This is a genomic window from Chitinophaga sp. (assembly GCF_039596455.1).
Classification (GTDB): Bacteria; Bacteroidota; Bacteroidia; order Chitinophagales; family Chitinophagaceae; genus Chitinophaga.
Map to the genome: position 1 here is coordinate 2238406 of NZ_JBCNJR010000001.1, position 14961 is coordinate 2253366.

Annotated in this window: 16 protein-coding genes; 5 read left to right on the forward strand and 11 right to left on the reverse strand. The window is 54.2% G+C overall.

The genetic code is table 11. The features are described 5' to 3' along the window. Positions 1-82 precede the first annotated feature (82 nt). Together ABDW36_RS08995 and ABDW36_RS09000 are read right to left on the reverse strand one after the other, a co-directional pair. On the reverse strand, positions 83-1240 hold the full coding sequence (locus ABDW36_RS08995) for a FecR domain-containing protein (protein WP_343701555.1): 1158 nt from the start codon (positions 1238-1240) through the stop codon (positions 83-85). Between the two features lie 70 nt (positions 1241-1310). Beyond that, positions 1311-1922: a sigma-70 family RNA polymerase sigma factor gene (locus ABDW36_RS09000; protein ID WP_343701556.1), complete on the reverse strand. Its 612-nt coding sequence runs from the start codon at positions 1920-1922 to the stop codon at positions 1311-1313. A 174-nt stretch (positions 1923-2096) separates the two neighbouring features. On the opposite strand from ABDW36_RS09000, the gene ABDW36_RS09005 reads away from it, so the two are divergent. From ABDW36_RS09005 to ABDW36_RS09025, 5 genes are all read left to right on the forward strand, one after another. Beyond that, a complete protein-coding gene (locus ABDW36_RS09005) occupies positions 2097-2525 on the forward strand; it encodes a secondary thiamine-phosphate synthase enzyme YjbQ (RefSeq protein ID WP_343701557.1) in 429 nt (142 codons plus the stop codon). A 118-nt stretch (positions 2526-2643) separates the two neighbouring features. Next, a complete protein-coding gene (locus ABDW36_RS09010; protein ID WP_343701558.1) occupies positions 2644-2952 on the forward strand; it encodes a hypothetical protein in 309 nt (102 codons plus the stop codon). An 88-nt stretch (positions 2953-3040) separates the two neighbouring features. Next, positions 3041-3580: a heavy-metal-associated domain-containing protein gene (locus ABDW36_RS09015; RefSeq protein WP_343701559.1), complete on the forward strand. Its 540-nt coding sequence runs from the start codon at positions 3041-3043 to the stop codon at positions 3578-3580. Positions 3581-3592: 12 nt separating this feature from the next. After that, entirely contained in the window at positions 3593-4459 is an 867-nt protein-coding gene (locus tag ABDW36_RS09020; RefSeq protein ID WP_343701560.1) for a hypothetical protein, read from the forward strand. 2 nt (positions 4460-4461) lie between these two features. After that, positions 4462-5034, forward strand: coding sequence for an AraC family transcriptional regulator (locus tag ABDW36_RS09025; RefSeq protein ID WP_343701561.1), 573 nt, complete (start codon positions 4462-4464; stop codon positions 5032-5034). Position 5035: 1 nt separating this feature from the next. On the opposite strand, the gene hemN is transcribed toward ABDW36_RS09025, so the two are convergent. From hemN to ABDW36_RS09070, 9 genes are read right to left on the reverse strand one after another with little or no spacing between them, the layout of a single operon-like run. Further along, on the reverse strand, positions 5036-6346 hold the full coding sequence (hemN, locus tag ABDW36_RS09030; protein ID WP_343701562.1) for an oxygen-independent coproporphyrinogen III oxidase: 1311 nt from the start codon (positions 6344-6346) through the stop codon (positions 5036-5038). A 1-nt stretch (position 6347) separates the two neighbouring features. Then, positions 6348-7019, reverse strand: coding sequence for a sulfite exporter TauE/SafE family protein (locus tag ABDW36_RS09035; protein WP_343701563.1), 672 nt, complete (start codon positions 7017-7019; stop codon positions 6348-6350). After that, positions 7016-7453, reverse strand: a complete 438-nt coding sequence (locus ABDW36_RS09040; protein WP_343701564.1) for a FixH family protein — start codon at positions 7451-7453, stop codon at positions 7016-7018. Before ABDW36_RS09040 ends, ABDW36_RS09035 begins: the two co-directional genes overlap by 4 nt. An 18-nt stretch (positions 7454-7471) precedes the next feature. Beyond that, entirely contained in the window at positions 7472-8884 is a 1413-nt protein-coding gene (gene ccoG / locus ABDW36_RS09045; RefSeq protein WP_343701565.1) for a cytochrome c oxidase accessory protein CcoG, read from the reverse strand. A gap of 9 nt (positions 8885-8893) precedes the next feature. Next, positions 8894-9907: a cbb3-type cytochrome c oxidase N-terminal domain-containing protein gene (locus tag ABDW36_RS09050; protein WP_343701566.1), complete on the reverse strand. Its 1014-nt coding sequence runs from the start codon at positions 9905-9907 to the stop codon at positions 8894-8896. Next, positions 9900-10091, reverse strand: a complete 192-nt coding sequence (locus tag ABDW36_RS09055) for a CcoQ/FixQ family Cbb3-type cytochrome c oxidase assembly chaperone (RefSeq protein ID WP_343701567.1) — start codon at positions 10089-10091, stop codon at positions 9900-9902. Before ABDW36_RS09055 ends, ABDW36_RS09050 begins: the two co-directional genes overlap by 8 nt. A gap of 6 nt (positions 10092-10097) precedes the next feature. Then, entirely contained in the window at positions 10098-12218 is a 2121-nt protein-coding gene (gene ccoN / locus ABDW36_RS09060; RefSeq protein ID WP_343701568.1) for a cytochrome-c oxidase, cbb3-type subunit I, read from the reverse strand. A 9-nt stretch (positions 12219-12227) separates the two neighbouring features. After that, positions 12228-12380, reverse strand: coding sequence for a cbb3-type cytochrome oxidase assembly protein CcoS (gene ccoS / locus ABDW36_RS09065; protein ID WP_119076131.1), 153 nt, complete (start codon positions 12378-12380; stop codon positions 12228-12230). A gap of 55 nt (positions 12381-12435) precedes the next feature. Further along, a complete protein-coding gene (locus ABDW36_RS09070; RefSeq protein ID WP_343701569.1) occupies positions 12436-14811 on the reverse strand; it encodes a heavy metal translocating P-type ATPase metal-binding domain-containing protein in 2376 nt (791 codons plus the stop codon). Between the last annotated feature and the right edge of the window lie 150 nt (positions 14812-14961).

The following is a 14961-nucleotide window of genomic DNA, read 5'->3' on the forward strand; positions in this document are numbered from 1 at the left end:
CCCCATGCCGGAGAAGCGGGCTTCCCGGCAGATCAAAGCGTATTCAGGCAATGTTACTGTATGTTGATTTTTTCTCTCTTGTCTATGGCAAAACGGTCAGTTTTTTCCCATTGAGCCGGAAGTGCACGTCACTGGCCTGCAGCACGGACAATACTTCCTGCAGCGTATAGCTCCTTGATATTTTACCGGCAAATTCACGGGCCGTTGGCACTCCTTCGTATACCACGTCCACATCGTACCAGCGGCTTATTTCGCGCATGACGGTTTGTATATCTGCTGTTTTGAAAACGAACAACCCGTTTTTCCATGCCATCACGTCACCGGTGTTTACCCGCGTTACGGAAAGCACGCCGTCAGCGTCTACCTGTGCTTGTTCTCCCGGCTTCAGCGTACTGCTGCCTTTCCGGCCGGTTACTTTTACGGCTCCCTGCAGCAGCGTGGTGTTGATGGTCTGCTCGTCCGCATAGGCCTTGATGTTAAAATATGTGCCCAGCACCAGTATTTTTATGCCGCCTGCGGTTACATGAAACGGGCTGGCGGCGTTTTTAGCCACTTCAAAATAGGCCTCCCCGCTCAGCTCCACGGCCCGCTCAGCACCGGCAAAGGCTGCGGGATATTTGAGAGACGAACCGGCATTCATCCATACCGTGGTGCCGTCTGACAGCTGCAGCCTGAAGTGTCCGCCCCTGGGAGTTTTCAGCTCATTGTACGCAAGGCTGCCCTCCGGCTTGTTCTGCGCGGTGTATTGCAGCTGCCCGTTGGCCTGCGTAACGGCCGCGCTGCCCTGTTGCAGGGTGCGGTTGCCCGTACTGTCCAGCGTAACAGTGTCGCCGTCTGCCAGCACCAGCACTGCCTGGCTTTTGCCGGGCGGAACATCCGCTGCATAGGCCGGGGCCGCATCCGGACGGTCATTTTGTTTCACCAGCAGGTAAGTACCCAGGGCCACCATGCCGGTAATAACGGCCGCGGCCACCCACCTGGTAACAAGTGGGATTCGCCTGGTTTTGGCAGGGGCGTTTATTTCCCCGGCCTGGAAAATGGCTTCCAGAATATGTCCTGCATGCTCCGGCGGCATGGCGTGGCCTGCGTCTTCCGTTGCCATCACCTGGCCGATCCACTCTTCCACCACCTGCTGATGGGCCGGTTCTGCCAGCAGGGCCACCAGTTCTTCTTCTTCCCCTGGTGTGATGGTGCCGCGCTGGTACTGCGCCAGCAGATATTCTATACGTGATGAAGACATATTGCGGAATTATTAAGGCGGCCATTAACCGGGCCTGTGTTATAAAGAGTATTTGAAAAAGGCGGTTGGGTCAGTGCCCCGGAAAAAAAATTTCATTGGCCGGCCGCAGCAGCACCAGGGCAATGATCAGATCGGGATGGGAGAGGAGGTATGCCCTGATGTTGCGCATGGCCTGGGCAATATGCCGTTTGACGGTTTCCGGCTTTATATTGAGGCGTTCCGCCACTTCGTCCCTTTTCAGCGCCTGTTCTTTCATTAAATGATACACCTGTTGCTGCATGAAAGGTAAACGGCTCACCGCCGTTTTCAGCAGCGCGGCGTATTCTTTTTCCAGTAATTGCTGTTGTACGTTGTTATGCGCAATTGTTACCTCTTCTTCTTCCAGCTCCCGCAGCCTGGCCCGGCGGGTGGAGAGGTTGCGCAGCGTGCGGTAGGCTTCATTACGGGTAACAATGAACAGGTATGCGTTGAAATCGCGGACCTTCAGCAGGTCTTCCCGCTTCAGCCAGATCATGGTAAAAATATCCTGCACCATTTCCTCCGCTATAATGGTTGAATGCGTAAGCCGGATGGCAATATCGTATATGCGGCGCTGGTAGCGGTGAAACAATGCTGTAAATGCAGACTTGTCCCCCCGGGCCACCTTTTCCAGTAATTCCTCCTCTAAAGGCATCTCGTCCATACCTGGTAAATTTTATCCGGGGATTGCCGGTTGATAAATATGCATGGTGCGTAACGCCTGTAAATCTAAAAAAAACGAAATGAAGATCAAATATGGAAAGCCCCTGGGCCTGTTTTTCCGGCAATACCGTTTTATTCCCTAGGTTTGTAGTATGGCCTTAAAACTTAATGAAAAGTGAAAGTATTCCAGGCATTCTTCCAGCTGCCTCCTAAAAAAAGAGGCTTCCACCTCATCACGTCAGAAGTGATGCAGGCGCTGCCGCAGCTGCGGGAAATAAAGGCAGGTATTTGCCAGGTGTTCATTCAGCACACATCCGCCTCGCTCACTATTAACGAGAACGCAGACCCTACGGTGCGGAAAGACTTTGAAACATACTTCAACAAGGCGGTGCCTGAAAACGACCCGCAGTATGTGCATAACGATGAGGGGCCTGATGACATGCCCGCCCATCTGAAGGCCGCCCTGCTGGGCAGCTCCGTTACCTTTCCCATCCGCAGCGGCCGGCCCGCGCTGGGCACCTGGCAGGGCATTTACCTCTGCGAACATCGCAACTATGGCGGCTCCCGCAGCCTGGTGGTGACGGCCTGGGGAGAAACCGCATAGATGGGAGAAAAACCGTAACTTTGGGCCTGTACAGCACATGAAGAAGCTAATAATCATATGTATTGCAATGCTTTACACGCTGATAACCAGCGGGTTCAGTGTTAATTTGCATTATTGTATGGGGGAGCTGGCTTCTGTAGACCTGCACAATACCCATAACGAGGGCTGCGGCAAATGCGGCATGCCGGTAAAAGGGGATTGCTGTAAGGACGAGGCCAAATTCCTGAAGCTGGACAATACTCACCAGGCCGCGAAGACTTTTGCCGGCCTCACCACCACCGTCATTGCACTTCCCGTCAGCACGCAGCCGCTGTGGTTGCAGGCCGTACATGCCGCCCCTGTGCTGCATGCCTGGGCGCCGCTGCACGCTCCACCGCTGATAACGGATAAACCGCTCTACCTGCATCATTGCATTTTACTTGTCTGATACGCGTATCCCCTTTTCCCCCATCAATCCGGGAAAAGGCGTAATCCGTTTATTTATCATCAGGCAAAGCCATTAAAAATCAATGATCATGAAAACTATTCTCTTGGCAATAGCGCTCCTGGGCGCACAATTCACGGCTTCGGCGCAGTATAAGAAAGCTTCGCTGCAGGCAGCAGGCCTGACCTGCGCCATGTGCTCCAACGCCACTTTCAAGGCGCTGAAAACACTGCCGTTCGTAGACAAGATAGACACCGACCTCAACAATACTACCTTCATCCTGCATTTCAAACCTAACGCCGCGGTTAATCTTGACCAGATCCGTGACAAGGTGGAAAACGCAGGTTTTTCCGTGGCCAAACTTACCGTTACGGCCAATTTTGACAAGGTGAAGGTGGAGAATGACACTCATATTTCTTTTGCAGGGCAAACATTACACTTCCTGAACATTACACCGCAGGTACTGCAAGGTGAAAAAGACATCACGATTGTAGACAAGAACTTCGTATCTGCGAAGACCTTCAAAAAATACAGCGCCCAAACCAAAATGGCCTGCTACGCCACCGGCACCATGGCAGATTGCTGTAAAGGCGGCGCTGCGGGCAAACGCGTGTATCACGGTACCATTTAAAAAACCGGCAGCATGAAGAAATTTTTTATACTGCTGGCACTGGCTTGCACGGGCGTTGCTGCACGGGCGCAGGAGCTGTACGTGAATACGGAGCCGGCCAGTAACATGCCGGCCAATTCCCTGGGCCTGCGGCTTTCCAACAAACTCTTCCCGATGGACCATGCGGACTATATCGGTTACCGCCTGGCGCCGGAGGTAATGGTGGGTTTTTCCAAAAAGCTGATGGTGCATGCCACCGGTTATTTTTCCAACATGATGCAGCGGCAGTTCCAGTTTGAAGGGGGCAGCCTGTACGCCAAGTACCGTTTTTTGTCTAAAGACGAGGTGCATTCCCATTTCAGGATGGCGGCATTCGTAAAAGGGGCGCTCATCAACAACCCCTATTACCCGGAAACGGGAGCGGGGCATGATCATAACGCCAGGCAGTATTACAATGAGGAGCTGGACCTTGATGGCACCACCTCCGGTGTAAGCGGCGGCCTCATTGCCACGCAGCTGCTGCACAAACTGGCCGTTTCCGGCACGCTGGGGTACGACCGGTATTTCAAGAACGTGAAGGATGAAATGCCTTTGTTCTTTTCCCGGAACGCGCTCAACTACAGCCTGTCTGCCGGGTACCTGCTGCTGCCCCGCACGTATACCAGCTATAAACAGACCAACCTGAACCTCTACGTGGAGCTGCTGGGCAAATCCAACCTTGACCAATACCGCCGCAATTACTACGTAGACGTGGCGCCCGCCGTACAGTTCATTTTCAACAGCACCACGCGGGTAGACCTGAGTTACCGTACGCAGCTGTTCGGGGACATGGCACGGAATATGACCACCGTGTACATGGTGAAGCTGGAGCATAATATTTTCAACATCAGAAAAAAATAGGAATGGAGAATACCACATTGTATATCAAAAACATGGTGTGCCCCCGCTGCATTAAAATGGTGCGGCAGGTGCTGGAACAGCAAGGGCTTGACGTGGCGGATGTAGGATTGGGAAAGGCCATGCTGAATGCCAGCCCCGGTGAGGAACAAACAGCTGCTATTGCCAAAGCGCTGGAGGCGGAGGGTTTTTTGCTGCTGGACGACAAGCGTCACCAGCTGGTGGAAGGCATCAAGAATTTTGTAGTGGAAACAGTGCATTATGGGGACCTGGAAGAGCTGAACGAAAACTTCTCCTCCCTGCTGGCGCAACGGCTGCAAAAGGATTATCACCAGTTGAGCAAACTTTTCTCGGAAGTGGAAAACACCACCATAGAGCAATATATCATTCATCAGAAAATTGAACGGGTGAAAGAGCTGCTCATGTACGGTGAGCTGACGCTCAGCGAAATTTCATACAAGCTGGGTTATAGCAGCGTGGCGCATCTTTCCGGCCAGTTCAAAAAAGTGACGGGCCTTACGCCCAGCCAGTTCAGGCAGCTGAAGGAAAGCGTACGCAAGCCGCTTGACAAGATCTGATTCAGATGGCGCCGCTGAACACCCGCGTGTTCGGTGAATTTTTCCACAGGTAAGCATCAAAGGCCATACATATGTTACGTATGTATGGCTTTCCTTTTTCTGTAACGGCCACGCGGCCGGGTTGAACCGCTACCAGCCCGTCACGCAGCGGCTCCTGCAAGTGCTCCATTACTGTGAGGGAAGGTGTGCAGGCGGTTTCAAAATTGCACATCAGCTCCCGGATGTGGCGGCCAAGGTACAGGTCTTCCTGGCTTTGTACATGGGAGCGCACCACCGGCAGCCTGCCTTCTTCCAGCGCCTGCTGGTATGCGGCCAGGCTTTTTTCGTTCTGCGTGTATGCCGTACCGTGATCGCTGATGGCAGACATGCCAAGCCCCAGCAAGCGGTTGCCCCGGTGAATGGTATAGCCCATGAAGTTGCGGTGAAGCGTACCGCTCTGTTGCGCCTTGTATAGCTCATCGTCCGGCAGGGCAAAGTGGTCCATGCCTATTTCCTCATAATAATGTTCCGTCAGCATGGAGCGGCCCAGTTCATACAGGCCCCGTTTTACGGCGGGGGCCGGAAGGTCTCGCTCCGTGAAGAGGCGCTGCCCGTTGCCTTTCACCCAGGGTACATGGGCGTAGCTGTAAAATGAAATACGGTCAGGGTAGAGATGCATCACTTTTTCGATGGTAGCGCTGATGCTTTGCGGCGTTTGGAGGGGCAGGCCGTAAATGAGGTCGAAGTTGATGGAGGTGTATCCCAGCTCACGCGCTTCCCGCACTACTTTTTCTACATTCTCATACGGCTGGATGCGGTTGATGATGGTTTGCACGGCCAGGTCAAAATCCTGTATGCCCAGGCTCACCCTTTTGAAACCCAGCTCGTACAGCGTTTGCAGGTGCTCATAGGTGGTGTTGTTGGGGTGGCCTTCAAAGGCAAAGGCGGCGCCGGGCAGCACATCGCAGCTTTGAAGGATGGTTTCCAGCAGGTAGCGCAGGTTACGGGGACTGAAAAAGGTGGGCGTGCCGCCGCCCAGGTGCAGCTCCTGCAGCTGCGGGCGCGTGGTGGACCGCTGCAGGTATAATGCCCACTCTTTCAGCACGGCCGCTATGTACGGCGCCTCATGATCATGATTAACGGTGATGTATTTGTTGCAACTGCAATAAGTGCACAGCCTTTCGCAAAACGGCAGGTGGATGTAGAGGCTCAGGGGTTCCGTGCTGCTTTGCGCCAGGGCTGCTTCCCAGCCGGGCTCGTTGTTCCAGAAAGGAACGGTGGGGTAACTGGTGTATCTCGGAGCAGGTATGTTGTATTTCTGTATGAGGTCCATGTTATGACGGTTTATGACAACAATTGACGGCGGCGGGTTGCATGGCAGGGCTGATATACGGGATGCCCAGGTTCATGCCGCGCAGAATAAGCAGTACGGCCATTACCCCCACTGCAAAAGGGATCAGCCGGCGGATGTGGCGGCGCACCGGCAGGCTCACCAGCTGGCTGAACCAGGTAACGGCAGCCATGGCGGGCAGGGTGCCTGCGCCAAAGGCCCCCATGAAGAGCATGCCTTCCAGCACGTCTCCGCTGGCCAGCGCCCCGGCTATGCCCAGGTAAACCAGGCCGCAGGGCAGCAGGCCGTTCAGGAACCCTATAGCATAGAGCGTACTGAAGCGCTGCTGTACCAGCAGGCCTCCCAGCGTTTTTTTGATGATGTGCAGTTTGGGCACGGGCATGAACCGGTAAAAGAACATGCCGGCCAGCAGCAGTATGCCCAGGGAAACAGACAGCCACTGCTGCAGGCCGCCCAGGTAAAACTGCCTGCCCAGCCAGCCGAACAAAAGGCCCAGCAGCATGTAGGTGGTAACCCGGCCGGCATTGTAGAGCAGGATGCCTCCCATTTTTTTTGCGCCCCGGAGATGCTGCACCGGCAAGGTGAGCGCTATGGGGCCGCACATGCCGATGCAGTGAAAGCTCCCCAGGAATCCCAGTAATAATGCGGCTATCATTGGATGTAATATTGTGTTTCCTGGTAATAAGGTTTGCCTGCCGCTTCCCATTGCAGCTTGATGCTGTAGTTGCCTTTATGCAGCTGGCTGCGGCTTACAAAAATGCGCCCGTCCGCATCCGGGGTGAGCGGCAACCTGACATCCTGCCGGGCGTCTGAAGGCCGGTAAAAGTGCACCTCGCCGGTCATCTGTTCCGCATGCATTTCAGCGGGAAAAACAATTTCCAGCACATCTCCCTGCTGCCTGATGCGTACAGGAGCGGTGAGCGCATGGGCATTGGCCTGTGCATCCATGTTTTGCTGATGCTTCAGCTCCGCGGCATAATAGTCTGTTGTGGCCATGTCTATGCGCGTGCGCATGCTTTTGATCACCAATGTGAGAATGCCGGCGGCAAACAGTACAAATACGATAATGATCTTATGTCCCCAGTTCATACCTGATATGTTTTAATGTTAATGGCTCACAGGGCCCAGAAAAGTGGTCTGCTTTTCATCTAGCCGCTTTGTTCCTTCATATAAACCGATGGTAAGCGTTGTTTTTCTTTCTGTGATCTCTTTACGGGGCAGCACAATAAAAAAGGTGCCTTCTCCCTGGCCTTCCGCCTTGATGTGGATGGGAGTATGGCCTATTACTTCCAGCTGCCCGTTACGCCGCTCCAGCCGCAATGTGAGCGGCACGTCTGCCGTAGTTTTGTTCACCAGCTTGATGCGGTAGAGGTTGCTGACGCTGTCTGCTCCCCGTTCCTGGAAAAGCATGCCTGCCGTGCGGATAATGGTGCCGCTCACCGGCTTGCGGCTGATGAGCAGAAACGTAATGGCGCCGGTAATGAGCAGCAGCACCATGGTGTATGCTTTCATTCTGCCGGTGAAGCGCAAGGGTTTTTTCTCCGCAATGCCGTTCTCGGAGGCATAGCGGACCAGGCCCTTGGCGCGGCCTGTTTTTTCCATCATAAAATCACAGGCATCCATGCAGGCGGTGCAGTTAATGCATTCCAGCTGGGTGCCGTTGCGGATGTCTATACCTGTTGGACAAACATGCACACACTGGAAACAGTCTATACAGTCGCCAAGGGTCGTTTCTTCCTTGTCTGCGCGCTGCGGGCTTTTTTTCCTGAACTTGCCCCTGGGCTCGCCCCGCACATAGTCATAGGCCACCACTACGGAGTTTTTGTCAAGCAACACGCTTTGCAGGCGGCCGTATGGGCATACTACGGTGCATACCTGTTCACGGAAGAAGGCGAACACGCTGTAGAACACGGCGGAGAAAACGATCATGGCCGCAAAGCCGCCGGGGTGTTCAGATACCGGCGCCGTTACAATGGCCTGCAGTTCTTTAATACCAATAATATACGCCAGGAAAGTATTGGCTATCAATACAGACAGGGAGAAGAACAAAGCATGTTTGATCACCTTCTTCCTGATCTTTTCCCCGTTCCAGGGGCCTGCGTTCAGCAGCCGTTGCGCGGGTGCGTCTCCCTCAACCCAGTATTCTATTTTCCGGAAGATCATTTCCATGAATACTGTTTGCGGGCACACCCAGCCGCAAAAAAGCCGGCCAAAGGCCATGGTGAAAAGCACGATGAAGAGGATGAAAGCCAGCATGGCCAGGCCGAAAATGAAAAAATCCTGCGGCCAGAAAATAGCGCCGAACAGGATGAAACGCCCCTGCGTTACATCAAACAGGAACAGGGGCCTGCCGTCTATTTGCACAAACGGCAGGCTGAAAAACGCTATGAAGAAACACCAGCTTACTATGCTCCTGATGTTATAGAGCCTGCCTTTTGGTCTTTTAGCATAGATCCAGTGACGTTTGCCCTGTTCATTTACGGTGGCCAGCTTGTCTCTGAAAATTTCTTCTGCTTCCATCATCCTGCTTTACTCTCCGTTATATAAAGTACCTTCTTTTGCTTTGGGGTTGGGCGGGTTGGTGCCGTGAATGGATTTGATAAAGGCGGTAAGCTGCGCCAGCTGTTTGGGAGAAAAATCTTCCTTCCAGGATTTCATTCCTTTCTCCGGTACGCCGTATTTGATGGTAGAGAAGATATCCTTCACCTCTCCACCGTGCAGCCAGTACTCATCCGTAAGGTTAGGCCCTACCATGCCCTGGCCTTCCTGCCCGTGGCAGGCGGCGCAGTTGGCGGCAAAGAGCGTTTTACCGCCGGCAATATCTGCCGCGTCTGTGAGCAGCGTTACATTGTTCTCGTCAATATTGTTGGCCGCATTTTGCAGGTAGGCGGCTTTGGCTTCTTCTGCCTTGGCCTGTGCAATGGCCAGCTCTTCCAGCTGCAGCGGGGCGGCGTGAGACACATGGTAACGCCAGAGGTACACTACGGCAAACAGCATGCTGAAGTAAAAGCTCCAGCGCCACCACGGCGGGGTGGGATTGTTCAGCTCCCGGATGCCGTCATAATCGTGCCCCATATCTATATCTGCTTCCGTAACGGCATCTACGCTTTGGGTCTTGTTCAGCTTTTCCAGCCAGTTCACCCGTGTTTTGGCGGTAACGGCCCGTGGCTTGCGTTTGTTCTGAATGCCGGTCAGTACGCGTAAGGCATACAGCAGCATCAGGATCACCAGCAGCTCCAGCGCAATCACGGATGTGAGCACGTAGAAGCTGCTGTTGGCCAGCCCGCTTACAATGTTCTTTTTCACTTCCTGCGCCTGCGCATTTTGCGCCAGCAGGGTGCCTGCGGCCATGAGTACAAGGATGACCGGGGTCTTTTTGATCTTTTCGCGGTAAATGTCCATAGCGCCCAGCACCGTATAAGCCAGCGCGCCGATGGCAATCAGCAGGCCGAAGGCTACGCAGACCAGCATGAGGGCCACGGGGTGGTTGAGGCCTGCAAAGGGGCTGGGCGGAGTTTGTGATAATATGAGGAGACTAAACATTGCGTTCTTGATTTTCAGGTTTGTCGTTATCCAGGGGAATGTGGCTGATGCTGTCCATCATTTTTTTATCCGCTTTTAAAGCCCAGAAGGCGGCCAGCAAAAAGAATGCGGTGAATATCAGCAGGGAGGCCATCGGGTAGATGCTGACGCCTGCTATGCTTTCAAGGTATTTGATGAATTTCATGACGATCTAGTTTTTTGCTTCACTCACTTTAATGTCTGTGCCCAGCCGCTGCAGGTACGCAATGAGCGCTACTATCTCCCGGTCTGCCGGTATCTCCAGCTTGTCTCTTTTCAGGTTGTCTGCTATCTGGCCCGCCTGCTTGTCAAAGTCTGCTTTTGCCTGCTGCTCATATCCTTCGGGGTAAGGCACGCCCAGTTTGCGCATCACGTTGATCATGGCGGGCGTTTTGCCTTTATCAACCCGGTTGTCAAACAGCCAGGGGTAGGGGGGCATAATAGAGCCGGGAGACATAGACACGGGGTCCAGCATGTGATTGTAGTGCCAGGAGTCAGGGTACTTGCCGCCCAGCCGCGCCAGGTCTGGCCCGGTACGTTTGGAGCCCCATTGGAAGGGGTGATCGTACACAAACTCGCCGGCTTTGGAATAGTCGCCATAACGCGCCACTTCATCACGGAAGGGACGTATCATTTGTGAGTGGCAGGTGTAGCAGCCTTCGCGGATGTAGATATCGCGGCCGTGCAATTCAAGCGGCGTGTATGGTTTTACGCTGCTGATGGTGGGAATGTTGCTGCGTACCAGGAAGGTGGGCACCATTTCCAGTATACCGCCAATACCTACTACTACCAGGCTGAAAATGACCATTTGTACAGGGCGGCGCTCTATCCAGTTATGCCAGTGCGCTTTGCCGTAGGTAGCGGTTACTTTAGCTAATGGCGGCGCTTCGGCGGCTTCGTCAGCCACAAAGGTACCGCGACGGATGGTTTTGGCCAGGTTCACGATCATCAGCACCAGCCCGCTGATGTACAGCAGCCCGCCTACGGAGCGCAGGGCGTACATGGGCACAATGGTGGTAACGGTTTCCAGGAACTGGAATTTGAGCGTGCCTTCTTCGGTGAACTGCTTCCACATCATGCTTTGTGTAAAGGCGGCCCAATACAGGGGAATCACGTAGAAGATGATGCCCAGGGTACCTATCCAGAAGTGGGTGTTGGCCCATTTGCGGGAGTAAAGCTGTGTGGAGAAGATGCGCGGTATCATCCAGTACAGGATGCCGAAGGTGAGGAAGCCGTTCCAGCCCAGCGCGCCTACGTGAACGTGCGCAATGGTCCAGTCTGTATAGTGGCTGATGGCGTTCACGTTTTTAAGAGACAGCATAGGCCCTTCAAAAGTGGCCATGCCGTAACAGGTGAGCGCCACCACAAAAAATTTCAGGATGGCATCTTCCCGCACGCGGTCCCAGGCGCCGCGCAGGGTGAGCAAGCCGTTGAGCATACCGCCCCAGGAGGGAGCTATGAGCATGATGGAAAATACCGTACCCAGTGATTGCGCCCATTCCGGCAATGCGGTGTAGAGCAGGTGGTGAGGCCCGGCCCAGATGTAAATAAAGATGAGCGCCCAGAAGTGGATGATTGACCAGCGGTAGGAATAAACAGGGCGGTTGGCTGCTTTGGGAATAAAGTAGTACATCAGCCCCAGGTAAGGAGTGGTGAGGAAAAACGCTACAGCGTTGTGACCGTACCACCATTGCACCAGGGCATCCTGCACGCCGGCATACCAGGAGTAGCTTTTGAAAAGCGAAAGCGGCATTTCAAAAGAGTTGATGATATGCAGCATGGCAATGGCCACCCAAGTACCGATGTAGAACCAGATGGCAACGTACAGGTGAGATACGCGGCGGCGGAGAATGGTTCCCAGCATGTTGGCGCCAAACACCAGCCAGATGAGGGTGATGGCGATATCGAACGGCCACTCCAGCTCGGCGTATTCCTTGCCGGTAGTGTAACCCATCAGCAGGGTGAGGGCCCCGCCCGCAATAATGGCCTGCCAGCCCCAGAAGTGGATTTTGCTCAGCACGTCACTGAACATGCGGGCTTTACACAGGCGTTGCAGGGAATAATATACGCCCATGAAAATGCCGTTGCCCACAAACGCAAAAATAACGGCGTTGGTGTGAACAGGTCTCAGGCGGCCAAAAGTAGTGGGCGCGTAGCCCAGGTTCAGGTCGGGATAAACAAGGGCAGTGGCCGCCCACAAACCTGCCAGCATGCCTACAAGGCCCCAGAACATGGTGGCGTAGGCAAACCATTTTACGGTGCGGTTGTCGTACGAGAATTTTTCGAGAGACATAGTGTTGATTTATTCGTTGTCGGTTTTATCGTCAAATAACATGCGGTGCGCGGGAGAAAAATCATCTTCATATTGCCCGTCTTTAACAGACCAGATAAAAGCGAAGAGAAAGAACAGCGCAACTATGAGGCTTGCGCCCAGGAGAAGTATGATCACGCTCATGGCTGACAGTTTAGGCAAAAGTAGCGGTATGCGGCAGGAGGGTTTATGATGGCCATCACGGGCGGTGATGACTGTCATCACCCAGCAACCTGTTGCCGGCCCACTCGCTCAGCGCCCAGGTGAGCAGCACAATGCTGATGGAGCTGGCGGGCATCAGTATGGCGGCGGTGAGAGGTGAGAGTTTGCCCTGCACGGCAAAGAACAGGCCGGTGATATTGTACAGTACGGATATTGCAAAACTGATCAGGATCACCCGCTTGCCGGATTGGCAGAACCGGATGAAGGCTGGTAACCGCCGCAGTTGGGAGGCTTCCATAATACCGTCGCTGGCGGGGATGAAGTTGTTGCTGTTCTCCGTCAGGGATATACCGGTGTTGCTTTGTTTGAGCGCGCCGGCATCGTTCAGCCCATCCCCGATCATCAGCACCTGCTTGCCCTGCTGCTGCAAGGCGATAATATGGTCCAGCTTCTGATGGGGCTGCTGCCGGAAACGCAGGTCTGCCTGCTGCCCCATCATATTGCGGAGCAAGGGCGCATCTCCGTCATGGTCTCCGGAGAGCAGCGTCAGCGGGTAGGGCAGGGCGTGCAGCATTTCGTTAATGCCTTCGCGGTAGGTGTGGGACAGCAGGAAGTAACCGGCGTAGTCTCCGTTGATATTTACGTGCACCTGGCTGCCAATACCTTCTTTAGCGCCGGTATAGGCAGCGCTGCCCAATTGTATATGCATTTGACGCGCCCAGCCTTGGAGGCCCTGGCCGGTATCTTCCGTGAAGCGCAGCACTTCCGCGTTTGCCGGTTTGCTGCATACGGCCATCACCGCCCGGCTGGCGGGGTGCTGAGACTGGCCGCTTACCGCGCCAATGGCCAGCTGCTCTTCTACGGTAAGCGCACGGCCGTGCCAGGTGGTGGCAGACTGCGCCTTGCCGGTAAGCGTGCCGGTTTTATCGAATACTATATGTGTTGTAGCGGCCAGCGTTTCAATAGCCTGCGCGTTGCGCAGGTACAGGCGGTGCCTGCTGAGTATGCGCAGCGTATGCCCGTTGGTGAAAGAGGCCGCCAGCAGCAAGGCACAGGGGCAGGCTACTATCAGGATGGAAGTAACGGCAGGCCATATTTTTGACGTATCATAGATGCCCCAGTAAATGGTGGTAACCGCGGCAATGAACAATACAATCCACGTAAAATTCCTGCCCAGCAGATGGATGAAGGAGGCTTGCTGTTCCTTGTGCTGCATTTCATCGCGGTTCCACAGGCTGGTAAGGTAGCTCTGTGCTACCTCCTTGATGGTGAGTATCTCCATATTCCCTTCCAGCTGCCGCCCGCCGGCATAAATGATCTCGCCCATCTGCCTGGTAACAGGGGCGGATTCACCGGTTACAAAACTGTAATCTATGAGGGCCTTGCCTTTTACAAGGATGCCGTCTGCCGGTACCAGCTCCTGGTGATGTATGAGGAGCGTATCCCCGGTTTTGACATCGGGCAGCTGTACGGGAACCTCCTGCTGCTCTTTTATAACAGTAACGGCTATGGGGAAATAGGAGGTATAGTCCCGGTCAAAAGAAAGGCCTTTATACGTTTTGTCTTGCAGCACGCGGCCGGTGAGCATAAAGAGCACAATGCCCGTCATGGAATCAAAGTAGCCGGCGCCGGCGCCCGTCAGTACGTCTGTAACGCTGCGCACAAATGTGACCACAATGGCCAGTACAATGGGCACGTCTATGTTAAGGAAACCATGTTTCAGGCCTTTCCATGCGGAAGCGTAAAAAGGTTGTGCGCTGAAGAAGAACACCGGCAGTGAAAGCGCCAGGTTCAGGTAGCGGAATACGAGGCCCATGGTACCGTCCATATGGTTTTCACCGGAGAAGTATTCCGGGAAGCTGAGCAGCATGATGTTGGCAAAACAAAAGCCTGCTACGCCCAGCTGGTAGAGGATGCGCCGGTTCACGGGCGGCTTTTTCTTTTGCAGGTCCTGCAGGCTGATATAGGGTTCGTACCCTATGCCGGCCAGCGTTTCCACCACTTTCCGGAGGGTGGTTTGCTGCGGCATGAAAATTACCCGGGCTTCTTTTTTGCTGAAGTTCACGTTGACCTGCTGCACGCCGGGGTTCACCTTGTGCAGGTTTTCCAGCAGCCAGAGACAGGAGCTGCAATGAATGTTGGGAATATAAAAGGTAACATGCGCCTGTTGCTCATCTTCATACTGGATGAGCTGGCGGTGAATGGGCGCTTCATCAAGAAACGCAAATTTGTGCTGCCGTACAGGCACCCGTTGCGCAGTGCCGGGGCGGGCATTGAGGGTATAATAAGCGCAAAGCCCATGCTCGTTCAGCAGCTCGTACACCATCTTGCAACCATGGCAGCAGAATTGTTCTCCTTTGGCGCAGGGCTCGCCGCAATGGGCGCATTGGGAAACGGCAGTGGCTGTTTGCATGCCCCAAAAGTAAGCCCGCGGCCATTGGTGGCCGATGAGGCGCGTCACGGGAAAAAATGATGCTCATCAGCCGTAAACGGAGGGAATCCTGTAACACATTCCCATAATTATATAAGGTGCACGCCTGGAAAGAGGGCTACCTTTGTAAAA